The sequence below is a fragment of the Pantoea phyllosphaerae genome (assembly GCF_051025595.1).
In the GTDB taxonomy this organism is placed as follows: domain Bacteria; phylum Pseudomonadota; class Gammaproteobacteria; order Enterobacterales; family Enterobacteriaceae; genus Pantoea.
On sequence record NZ_JBPFDE010000010.1, the window covers coordinates 174,070 to 185,208 of the forward strand.

The window sequence follows — 11,139 nt, forward strand, 5'->3', positions numbered from 1 at the left end:
TCGTGGATCAGCAGAGTGTTTTCTCTTTGATGAACTTATTAACCAGGTTCATCAGATCTTCTGCGGTAGGTTGAGCCAGAGCCTGCTCCGCCAGAGCCTTCGCATCTTCGAAATTAGTATTGCGAATGATTTTCTTAATGCCTGGGATTGAAATGGCACTCATGCTGAATTCGTCCAGCCCCATACCCAGTAACAGTAGTGTAGCACGTTCATCACCGGCCAGCTCACCGCACATGCCGGTCCACTTGCCTTCGGCATGAGAGGCGTCAATCACCTGCTTGATTAAATTCAGCACCGACGGGGTCATCGGGTTATACAGGTGAGAAATCAAATCATTACCACGATCAACGGCCAGAGTATACTGCGTCAGGTCGTTTGTCCCAATACTGAAGAAGTCGACTTCTTTCGCCAGATGACGCGCAATCACCGCCGACGCCGGTGTTTCCACCATAATACCGACTTCGATGGTTTCATCGAACGCTTTGCCTTCTTCGCGCAGCTGCGCCTTCAGGGTTTCCAGTTCCGCTTTCAGGATGCGCACCTCTTCAACAGAGATAATCATCGGGAACATAATGCGCAGCTTGCCGAAGGCAGAGGCGCGTAAAATTGCGCGCAGCTGGGCATGGAGGATCTCTTTACGATCCATGGCGATACGGATTGCGCGCCAGCCGAGGAACGGGTTCTCTTCTTTCGGCAGATTCATGTAAGGCAGATCTTTGTCGCCGCCGATATCCATGGTGCGCACAATTACTGCCTGTGAACCGACCGCTTCAGCTACCGCTTTATAAGCCTGGAACTGCTCTTCTTCGGTCGGCAGCGAGTCGCGATCCATAAACAGGAACTCGGTGCGGTAGAGGCCGACGCCTTCCGCGCCGTTACGCTCTGCGCCAGCCACGTCGCGCACGGTGCCGATGTTGGCGCATACTTCCACCTGGTGACCATCCAGCGTGATCGCAGGCAGATCTTTCAGCTTGGCCAGCTCATGTTTTTCGCCCAGATACTGGGCCTGCACCGCTTTCAGCTCTTCCAGTTCGCTCTCTGACGGATTGACGTAAACTTTGTTGTTCACGCCGTCCAGAATCAGGAAATCACCGTTCTTCACCGTGGCGGTGACGTTGCCGGTGCCGACGATAGCTGGCAGCTCCAGCGAGCGCGCCATAATCGAGGTGTGTGAAGTGCGGCCGCCGAGGTCGGTAATAAAGCCCAGCACCTTTTTCAGGTTCAGCTGTGCAGTTTCCGAGGGCGTTAAATCTTTGGCTACCAGAATCGATTCGTCCTGGATAGCACTCAGGTCCACGATATGCAGGCCGAGAATATTCTGCAGCAGACGTTTACCGATATCACGAACGTCAGCGGCGCGTTCTTTAAGGTATTCGTCGTCCAGCTCTTCCAGCGCCTTCGCCTGACCGTCAATTACGGAGTAGGCGGCAGCGTCGGCCGAAGCGTGATCTTTTTTGATCAGGTCGATGATTTCCTGCTCCAGCTCTTCGTCTTCCAGCAACATGATGTGGCCTTCGAAGATGGCTGCTTTCTCTTCACCAAACGTTTCACCCGCTTTCACTCTGATCGCTTCCAGCTGCTGCCCAGCCTGAGCGCGGCCGTCAAGGAAGCGTTTTACTTCCTGGTCAACCTGGTCATCAGAAATCTTCTTGCGGTTGATGACGATCTCATCCTCAATCAACAGCAGAGCTTTGCCGAAAGCGATACCTGGTGATGCTAAAATGCCTGAAATCATAACCCTACCTTTTAATCACGATGGCTCTTGGACCCAATGCGTTGCCATTGTCGCGGGAGCTGTACTCTACGGATGTGATAACGCGGACAAGTTGTCCGCGATCAAGATGTTTGCACTCAATGGGGCAAAGGAGTCGGTGTAAAGCAAAAGCTGACTGGATTACTCCAGTTCAGCCATCAGTTTAACCAGATGCTCCACGGCCTGCTGCTCATCTTCGCCTTCTGCGGAGAGCGTCACAACCGTGCCCTGGGTCAGGCCGAGCGTCTGCAGTTTGAACAGGCTCTTGGCGCTGGCGGATTTGCCGTTAGAGGTAACGGTGATTTCTGACTGGAACGCTTTCGCTTCTTTAACAAACTGCGCAGCAGGGCGGGTATGAAGACCATTAGGCGCGGTGATAGTAACTTCTTGCTGGAACATTCTGTTTCCCCAACGTTATCAGGTTTGGTGTTATGGACTTAAAGTCTAGCCTGGAGCCGTAACTTTAGCCTGTGTAGGTGCGCGGGTATAGCGTTACGCTGACCATTAAATGCGCTTGAATGAGTACGTCATTCCAGTTGAAGGGTCAAAATCCCTGTCGAGCGCTTCAGCTGCTAATTATGCCGTGATTCGCCATTTCGCCAAACGCGTAAATCGATTCAGCTTGATCCACTTCAAAGGCTGATTAATTTCAGGCACCGAAATAATTGGCAGCTTAAATACCAGAGCCGAGTCACTGAAATCAATCTGGGCGGTGGTGAAAGTGAGATCTGCACCACAAAAAAGCACCCATTCGGGTGCTTTTTTCGGCGTTTTCGGAATCTGCCGTTACTGCTGTAGCTCTTTCTCAGTGAACAGGTCGGCAAAGAGCGCAGTACTTAAATAGCGCTCGCCGGAAGAGGGGAGAATAACCACGATATTCTTATTGGCGAATGCTTCGTCCTCCTGCAGCTTGAGCGCCGCTGCGACCGCTGCGCCGGAGGAGATGCCCGCCAGAATGCCTTCCTCTTCCATCAGCTGACGCGCCGTACTGATCGCCTCTTCGTTGGTGATCGCCACAACGCGGTCCACCAGATTGAGATCGAGATTACCGGGAATAAAGCCGGCACCGATACCCTGAATCTTATGCGGGCCGGGCTTGATCTCTTCGCCAGCGATCGCCTGAGCGATAACCGGCGAGTCGGTGGGCTCCACCGCAACGGTGATCAGCTCTTTCTTGCCTTTGGTGTTCTTGATATAGCGAGAGACGCCGGTCAGGGTGCCGCCGGTGCCGACGCCTGCAATAAATACATCCACGGCGCCGTCGGTATCTTCCCAGATTTCAGGACCGGTGGTCTTCTCATGGATTTCCGGGTTTGCCGGGTTGCTGAACTGCTGCAGCAGCACATATTTGTCCGGATCGCTGGCGACAATCTCTTCCGCTTTGGCGATAGCGCCTTTCATGCCTTTCGGCCCTTCGGTCAGCACCAGGTTGGCGCCCAGCGCTTTTAGCAGCTTACGACGTTCGACGGACATGGTTTCCGGCATGGTCAGCGTCAGCTTGTAGCCGCGCGCGGCGGCGACGTAGGCCAGCGCGATGCCGGTATTGCCGCTGGTCGGTTCGACCAGTTCGACGCCAGGTTTCAGAATACCGCGTTTCTCTGCGTCCCAAATCATATTGGCACCGATACGGCATTTTACGCTGAAGCTCGGGTTACGGGATTCTACCTTCGCCAGAATGCGGCCGTTACCGATGCGGTTCAGTCGAACCAGTGGCGTATGACCAATTGTCAACGAGTTATCTTCATAGATCTTACTCATAGCCTGTCCTTAACTGTATGAATTATTGGGAACCCACTGAGCATACCCTTTCTGTCTACGCGCGGAAGGAAAGAAAACGCATATCTATATGTCCCCACGCAATAAGCCTTGTCAAAAAATGCATAAGGCGTTCTGATAGGTACTAGCGTAGCTCAGTGCGGCCCAGCTGCGCGCGATAGCGATCGACCCACATCGCCGTCGCGCCGCATACCGCAACCGGCATAATCGCCAGGTTAAGAATCGGAATCATGGTGAACAGGCTAACCAGCGCGCCAAACTGCATATTGGCGCTTTTATGGCGGCGCAGAGCGCTGCGCATCTGCTGAAAGCTCACCTTATGGTTATCGAACGGATAGTCGCAATACTGCACCGACAGCATCCAGGCGCTAAACAGGAACCACAGCACCGGCGCCACCGTCTGGCCAAAGCCGGGAATAAAGTAGAGCAGCAACAGGCCGAGCGCGCGCGGCAAATAGTAGCCGAGCTTTTGCAGCTCGCGCTTCATAATGCGCGGCACATCCTTCAGCATCGCTATCCAGCCGCTGTCCGGCAGCGGTTTGCCCGTCAGGCGGCCTTCCAGCTGCTCCGCCAGCAGGCCGCAAAACGGCGCGGCGATCCAGTTGGCAATAGTAGAGAAGAAGTAGCTGAACACCAGCACGATCGAAATCACCGACAGCGGCCAGAGCAGGTAGCTTAGCCACTGCAGCCAGTCGGGAATATGCGCCATCAGCTGTGGAATCCAGCTGCCCAGCCGGTAAAACAGCCAGACGAACGCCCCGCCCAGCAGCAGGATATTGACCAGCAGGGGAATGATAACGAAACGCCGGATACCCGGCAGACGAACCAGTCTCCAGCCTTCGCTAAAATAGTGCACGCCGTTGAAACTTGAGACAGTGTTCTCGTGGGCCATACAGGCAACTCTCCAGGAAATAATCAGGCGAGACCATGATAACCTGGCTTTTTCTCCTGACCATGAGGCGATTGTGTGAAAAATCAGCAAAAAAACGTGGGGTGACTATCTTATTTGTCAGAAAATACTGCACGAGCTTGCACTTGTTTAGCTGGGCAAATACAGTTAGAGGATAAAGTTTGCCGCGGTGGCAAGGTATTGGAACAACAGAGAATACAATGATGCAGGATTTGCGTCTGATATTAATCGTTGTTGGCGCGATCGCCATTATAGCGCTCCTTCTTCACGGGCTGTGGACCAGCCGTAAAGAGCGCTCGTCAGTGTTTCGCGATCGCCCGCACAAACGGCTCAAACAGCGCGACCAGCGCGATGATGAAGATAGCCTGACCGATGACGAAGAGAGCGTCGGCGAAGTTCGCGTGCGCCATGAGCGGCCGCATCAGGAGCCGCGCATCGATAATTTCCGTGACGAGCAGCAGGATGACGCGCCGGTCTTCAGCGCCGCGCCGGAGAAGCCGCGTCAGCCCGCCGCACGCCCGCAGCCTCAGCAGGAAGCCGATCCGCTGCTGACGCCGCAGCCGCCGCGCACTCAGCATCAACAGCCGCGTCCGCAACCTCAGCCTGTTCAAACGCCGTCGCAGGAACCTGCGCCGCGTTTCGCGCCAGCGCAGCCAGTCCAGGCCGATCCGCTGCTCGATTTAGATCCGCTGGATACTGTACAGCCCGAGCCGCTTTACGAGGCGGAGCCGGAGCCGCAGCAGCCTGTGCGTCACCAGCCGGAACAGCATCAGCCGCAGCCAGTTGAGCCGGTTCGCCAGGAGGCACCAAAAGCGCCAGGCAAGCCAAAAGAGACGGTGCTGGTGCTGCACGTCGCCGCGCATACCGGCGGCACGCTGAATGGCGAAGCGCTGCTGCAGGGCATTCTGCAGGCGGGCTTCCAGTTTGGCGAAATGAACATTTTCCATCGCCATCTCAGCCCAGCGGGCAGCGGTCCGGTGCTGTTTAGCCTGGCGAACATGGTGAAACCTGGTTCGTTCAATCCAGACGAGATGTCTGACTTCTCCACGCCTGGCATCTCAATCTTTATGATGGTGCCTTCTTACGGCGACGCGAACCAAAACTTCAAGCTGATGCTGCAGTCTGCGCAGCGTATCGCCGATGATGTTGGCGGCGTTGTGCTGGATGACGAGCGTCGCATGATGACGCCGCAGAAGCTGGAAACCTACAAGAACCGCATACGCGAAGTCATTGAATCCAGAGAATAGGGCAGACCGTTAATTCTGATTCACCAAACCCCCGCCTGTCGGGGGTTTTTTATCTGATGGGGCAATATGAAATCCGTTCAGGACCAGATCACCGAACTGCGCACCACGCTGCGCCATCACGAGTACCTCTACCATGTCATGGACGCGCCCGAAATTCCGGACGCCGAATATGACCGCCTGATGCGCGAGCTGCGCGCGCTGGAAGAGCAGCATCCCGAACTCATCACGCCCGACTCGCCGACCCAGCGTGTTGGCGCCGCGCCGCTAACGGTGTTTGAGCAGGTGCGCCATGAGGTGCCAATGCTGTCGCTGGACAATACCTTCGACGAAGCTGGCTTTCTCGCTTTCAACAAGCGCGTACAGGATCGCCTGAAAAACAGCGACGATATCGCCTACTGTTGCGAACTGAAGCTGGATGGCCTGGCGGTGAGCCTGCTTTACGAGAACGGCCTGCTGACGCGCGCCGCCACGCGCGGCGACGGCACCACGGGCGAGAATATCACCGCCAACGTCCGCACCATCGGCGCGATTCCGCTGCGCCTGAAGGGCGACGATTTTCCCGCTCGGCTGGAAGTGCGCGGCGAAGTCTTTATGACGCAGCGCGGCTTTGAGAAGCTGAATGCTGACGCGCGCCGCACCGACGGCAAAATCTTCGCTAACCCGCGCAACGCCGCTGCGGGATCGCTGCGCCAGCTCGATCCGCGCATCACCGCGAAGCGTCCGCTCACCTTTTTCTGTTACGGCTTCGGGCTGCTGGAAGGCGGCGAACTGCCGGGCAGCCACTATGCGCGTTTACAGCAGTTTAAAGCCTGGGGGCTGCCCGTCAGCGATCGCGTTCAGCTGGTGCACAGTGCGGAAGAGGCGCTGGCGTTCTACCGTCAGGTAGAGGAGACGCGTCCTGAACTGGGATTCGATATCGACGGTGTCGTCATCAAAGTCGACTCACAGGCGTTACAGGAGCGCCTCGGCTTTGTGGCGCGTGCGCCGCGCTGGGCGGTGGCCTTTAAGTTTCCCGCGCAGGAGCAGATGACGTTTGTGCGCGACGTTGAATTTCAGGTGGGCCGCACCGGCGCAGTCACGCCGGTGGCGCGGCTTGAGCCGGTGCTGGTTGCAGGCGCGATGGTCAGCAACGCCACCCTGCACAATGCAGATGAAATCGAACGTCTCGGCCTGCGCATCGGTGACAGAGTGGTGATCCGCCGCGCTGGCGACGTGATCCCGCAGGTCGTCAACGTGGTGCTCTCTGAACGGCCGGCAGAGACGCGTGAAGTGGTATTCCCTACCCATTGCCCGGTGTGCGGCTCCGACGTCGAACGCGTCGAAGGCGAGGTGGTTACGCGCTGTACCGGCGGGCTAATCTGCGGCGCGCAGCGCAAAGAGGCGCTGAAGCATTTCGTTTCGCGTCGCGCCATGGACGTCGACGGTCTGGGCGATAAGATTATCGATCAGCTGGTAGAGACTGAATATGTCAAAACGCCTGCGGATCTCTTCAGGCTGACACCGGAGAAGCTGCTCGGTCTGGATCGCATGGGGCCGAAATCGGCGCAAAACGTGATCAATGCGTTGGAGAAGGCGAAATCAACCACCCTGGCGCGTTTCCTTTACGCGCTTGGCATTCGCGAAGTCGGCGAGGCGACCGCTGCCAACCTGGCGAACCACTTTGGCGAACTGCAAAACGTGATGGATGCCGATCTGGAGGCGCTGATCGCGGTGCAGGACGTCGGCACCGTCGTCGCCACCCACGTGCGCAACTTTATGGATGAAGAGAGCAACCGCGAGATCATTCGCCAACTGGTGGATGAGATCGGTGTCCACTGGCCGAAGATTGAGGTGGTTAAGGCGGAAGAGATCGACAGCCCGTTTGCCGGCAAAACTGTCGTGCTGACCGGCTCGCTGACCCAGCTCACGCGCGACGAGGCGAAAGATCGCCTGACCGCGCTCGGTGCAAAAGTCAGCGGCAGCGTCTCAAAGAAAACCGATCTGGTTATCGCGGGCGAAGCGGCGGGTTCCAAGCTGGTTAAAGCGCAGGAGCTGGGGATTGAGGTGATCGACGAAGCTGAAATGATCCGGCTGCTGGATGCCTGATATGGACAAGGCATGTCTGGTTGAAATCGCCAATACTGCGATGCCGTTTGGCAAGTATAAAGGCTGTCTGCTTATCGATCTGCCTGAGCCTTATCTGCTGTGGTTTGCGCGTAAAGCGGAGTTCCCGTCAGGTCATCTCGGCGAGCTGATGCAGATGACGCTCGCTATCAAGATCGAAGGCCTGGAGGGCCTGGTCAAACCGCTTAAACGCAGCGCATAAAAAAGCCCGCTTCGGCGGGCTTTTTGTTACTTCTGCGATTCAACGACGGTCGGTTTCACCTGCTGCGCCAGCTTTCTTTCATTGCTGGCTTTATAGCGCTGGGCGATCCAGGAGCAGACCATGAGCTGCACCTGGTGGAAGATCATCAGCGGCAGCACGATAATCCCCACAGAACTGGCCGGGAACAGGATATTCGCCATCGGCACGCCGTTTGCCAGGCTCTTTTTCGAACCGCAAAACAGCACCACAATTTCATCGGCGCGGTTAAAGCCAAACAGGCGCGAGGCGCAGATATTGATTGCCAGCACCAGCGCCAGCAGCAGCACGCAGCCCGCCAGGATCCACAGCAGAGTATCAATGCCGACTCGGTGCCAGATGCCATTGACTACCGCTTCGCTAAAGGCGGAGTAGACCACCAGCAGAATGGAGGTCTGGTCAGTTTTGCCAATCAGGCTGCGATGTTTTTCCACCCAGCCTGCAATCCAGCGGCGCGACAGGTGGCCCAGAATAAAAGGCACCAGCAGCTGCAGCATAATTTTGCCGACCTGTTCGAATCCATCGGTCGGCGCGCTGCTGTGTACGTCCATGACCAGGTTCACCAGCAACGGGGAGATAAAGACCCCCAGCAGGCTCGACGCCGAGGCGCTGCATACTGCGGCCGCAACGTTACCGCCCGCCATCGAGGTAAAAGCGATCGCGGACTGCACCGTGGCGGGCAGAATACAGAGATAGATAAAGCCGGTGTAGATCTCGGCGCTGACATTAACCGGGTGCCACCAGACGATCAGCAGGCCGATAACTGGAAAGAGCACGAAGGTGCTGAACATAATCCACAGATGCAGCCGCCAGTGGCTACTGCCTGCGATAATCTTTTCGCGTGACAGTTTGGCACCATGCATAAAAAAGAGCAGGGCGATAGCCGCGGTGGTCAGATAGTCGAAAATATCGACAAAGATGCCTTTAGCGGGCAAAAAGGTGGCCAGCAGCACCGTGATGATCAGTTTGACCATCATTGGATCGAGTCGCAGAAATCGCATTGTTAATACCCGGTTAAAAATAACATGGGATGATTGTGCGCGATGCAGGTTTAGAAATAAAATTGATTTATTGCATCAATCTATGAGCCCATTCGATGAATTACACGTTACGCCAGCTACGCACCTTCGTTGCCGTTGCTCACTATGGCGGGTTTAGCCAGGCCGGACAGGCGATCGGTCTGAGTCAGTCGGCCGTCAGCCACAGTATTAAAGAGCTGGAGGCGGTGATCGGCGTGCGTCTGCTGGATCGCACCACGCGCGAAGTGATGCTGACGGAAGCGGGGCAGCAGCTGGCGTCGCGAATGGCGAGCCTGCTGGAGGAGTTAAACTCAACGCTGCTGGATATTCGCAGCTATGGCGTACAGCGCAGCGGCACCGTGCGTATTGGCGCCAGTCAAACTATCTCTGCGCATCTGATGCCGCAGTGCCTCGCTGCCAGCCAGAAAAGCTATCCCGACATCAACGTCATTCTGCATGACCGAATGCAGCAGGTGGTGTTACAGAGCGTACGCAATGCCGAGGTCGATTTCGGCATCGTGATTGGGCCTCTCGGCGACAGCGATCTCGACTGCCAGCCAATTCTGGAAGAGCCTTTTTTGCTGCTGTGCCGCAGTGACGATCCCCTTGCCGCGGTAGATGAGGTGCAGTGGCGCATGCTGGCGGGCCGCGACGTGGTACTGCAGGATTACGCGTCCGGCAGTCGCGTATTAATAGATGCGGCGCTGCGTCAGCAGCAGACGGAGATTAAGGTGGTGCAGGATATCGGCCATCCTGCGACGCTGTTTCCCATGGTCGATGCAGGTATCGGCATCAGTATCTTGCCTGCACTGGCGCTGCCGCTGCCTGCGGGCAGGGCGCTGACGGTGCGTCGACTCTATCCTGAAATCAACCGCAGCCTGATGCTGGTCAAGCGCAAAAACCGCTCGCTGACGCCGGCGGCGCAGGCTATCTGGCAGGAAGCGCGTCAGCAGGCGGCCCTGCTGACGCAACAACGCGCGATCAATCCGGCGTTTTAGATATAAACGTTTAGCTGGTTGGTCGCCGTCGGGCGATTGACGCCGTCGGCGGCCTGCGTGGCGCTAGCCTGCTGCACCGGTTCGCTGTTCTGCTGCGCCTGCTCAGTTTGCTTCTGCTCGAGCTGGGCAATCTGCGCTTCGAGCATGGCGATTTGCGACTGATACATCTGCTCCATTTCCGATTTCTGCTCGTCGGTCAGCTCCTGATTATCCGACAGCTCTTTGACCTGCTTCGTGATGTTCTGGATCTGCTTGTTCAGTGCAGAAATCTGCGATGAAACGCTGACGTTGCTGCCGGCGCCGCTGCCTGTACTGCCTGATAAAGCGCTTATTGATGACATCGGTTTTCTCCTTGTAAATAGACATAATCGTTATCGGTTAAGGAGAAAAAGGCTTGAAGCAAGAATGCGTTAAGGTTTGGAAAAGATAAGGAAAGCCTACGCTGTTTTTTCTGAAACGCAGCACGATGCTTCATAAAGGCGCGCAGGATAAGCCGTGAAGTAAAGCGTCCGCCGCGGGGACGCGGCGGTCGAGGCCACACGGACGTGTTCACGCCGACTTTACGTAACGGCTTATCCTGCGCGCCTGAAAGGCACTATCAGGATGTGCAGAAACGAAAAAAGCGCCCATAAGGCGCTTTTCTCTGAATTGGTGGGTCGTGCAGGATTTGCCTCGGCCCCTCCAGGGCCTCGCCCTGCGGGTGATGCGTTGCATCAGCCTGAATCGCTCCCGGCGATTCAGTCGAACCTGCGCAGGTTCTCATCCTGCACGTTCAGCGGCGTGCACAGAAACGAAAAAAGCGCCCATAAGGCGCTTTTCTCTGAATTGGTGGGTCGTGCAGGATTCGAACCTGCGACCAATTGATTAAAAGTCAACTGCTCTACCAACTGAGCTAACGACCCGAAGTGGTGGGTGATGACGGGCTCGAACCGCCGACCCCCTCCTTGTAAGGGAGATGCTCTACCAACTGAGCTAATCACCCATATCTTATCTCTTGTTCACTGCGGGCCACCTTTAGAGTGGTGGGTGATGACGGGCTCGAACCGCCGACCCCCTCCTTGTAAGGGAGATGCTCTACCAACTGAGCTAATCACC

The 11,139-nt window shown here is 56.5% G+C and carries 10 protein-coding genes, 2 tRNA genes and 1 other RNA gene; 4 read left to right on the top strand and 9 right to left on the bottom strand.

Annotated features, from left to right (window positions below):
* Positions 1-7: 7 nt before the first annotated feature.
* The 4 genes from ptsI to cysZ all read right to left on the bottom strand — a co-directional run bounded on the left by ptsI (position 8) and on the right by cysZ (position 4,421).
* The gene (gene ptsI, locus ACR6A7_RS14875; RefSeq protein WP_434125713.1) at positions 8-1,735 is read right to left on the bottom strand and encodes a phosphoenolpyruvate-protein phosphotransferase PtsI; all 1,728 of its coding nucleotides are present in this window, start codon (positions 1,733-1,735) and stop codon (positions 8-10) included.
* 159 nt (positions 1,736-1,894) lie between these two features.
* Complete coding sequence (gene ptsH / locus ACR6A7_RS14880; protein WP_007889063.1) at positions 1,895-2,152, bottom strand: phosphocarrier protein Hpr; 258 nt, start codon at positions 2,150-2,152, stop codon at positions 1,895-1,897.
* A 387-nt stretch (positions 2,153-2,539) separates the two neighbouring features.
* Entirely contained in the window at positions 2,540-3,511 is a 972-nt protein-coding gene (cysK, locus tag ACR6A7_RS14885) for a cysteine synthase A (RefSeq protein ID WP_434125715.1), read from the bottom strand.
* 142 nt (positions 3,512-3,653) lie between these two features.
* Positions 3,654-4,421 carry a sulfate transporter CysZ gene (gene cysZ / locus ACR6A7_RS14890; protein ID WP_434125716.1) on the bottom strand — a complete coding sequence of 256 codons (768 nt, stop codon included), beginning with the start codon at positions 4,419-4,421 and terminating at the stop codon, positions 3,654-3,656.
* 218 nt (positions 4,422-4,639) lie between these two features.
* On the opposite strand from cysZ, the gene zipA reads away from it, so the two are divergent.
* The 3 genes from zipA (at position 4,640) to ACR6A7_RS14905 (ending at position 7,991) form a co-directional block, all read left to right on the top strand.
* On the top strand, positions 4,640-5,686 hold the full coding sequence (gene zipA / locus ACR6A7_RS14895; protein ID WP_434125718.1) for a cell division protein ZipA: 1,047 nt from the start codon (positions 4,640-4,642) through the stop codon (positions 5,684-5,686).
* Between the two features lie 66 nt (positions 5,687-5,752).
* On the top strand, positions 5,753-7,771 hold the full coding sequence (gene ligA, locus ACR6A7_RS14900) for an NAD-dependent DNA ligase LigA (protein WP_434125719.1): 2,019 nt from the start codon (positions 5,753-5,755) through the stop codon (positions 7,769-7,771).
* A gap of 1 nt (position 7,772) precedes the next feature.
* The gene (locus ACR6A7_RS14905) at positions 7,773-7,991 is read left to right on the top strand and encodes a DUF3820 family protein (protein ID WP_434125721.1); all 219 of its coding nucleotides are present in this window, start codon (positions 7,773-7,775) and stop codon (positions 7,989-7,991) included.
* Between the two features lie 26 nt (positions 7,992-8,017).
* Here the strand turns inward: ACR6A7_RS14905 and ACR6A7_RS14910 are convergent, their stop codons facing one another.
* Entirely contained in the window at positions 8,018-9,028 is a 1,011-nt protein-coding gene (locus ACR6A7_RS14910; RefSeq protein ID WP_434125723.1) for a bile acid:sodium symporter family protein, read from the bottom strand.
* A gap of 95 nt (positions 9,029-9,123) precedes the next feature.
* Between ACR6A7_RS14910 and ACR6A7_RS14915 the strand changes: the two genes are divergently transcribed.
* Positions 9,124-10,044: a LysR family transcriptional regulator gene (locus ACR6A7_RS14915; protein ID WP_434125725.1), complete on the top strand. Its 921-nt coding sequence runs from the start codon at positions 9,124-9,126 to the stop codon at positions 10,042-10,044.
* Here ACR6A7_RS14915 and ACR6A7_RS14920 read toward each other — a convergent pair.
* The 4 genes from ACR6A7_RS14920 to ACR6A7_RS14935 form a co-directional block, all read right to left on the bottom strand.
* A complete protein-coding gene (locus ACR6A7_RS14920; protein WP_434125726.1) occupies positions 10,041-10,385 on the bottom strand; it encodes a FlxA-like family protein in 345 nt (114 codons plus the stop codon). The two genes, ACR6A7_RS14915 and ACR6A7_RS14920, sit on opposite strands and share 4 nt — an antisense overlap.
* A gap of 308 nt (positions 10,386-10,693) precedes the next feature.
* Positions 10,694-10,828, bottom strand: a non-coding RNA gene (locus ACR6A7_RS14925) — RtT sRNA.
* Positions 10,829-10,870: 42 nt separating this feature from the next.
* Positions 10,871-10,946 (bottom strand) — tRNA-Lys (locus tag ACR6A7_RS14930).
* A 4-nt stretch (positions 10,947-10,950) separates the two neighbouring features.
* Positions 10,951-11,026 (bottom strand) — tRNA-Val (locus ACR6A7_RS14935).
* Positions 11,027-11,139 lie beyond the last annotated feature (113 nt).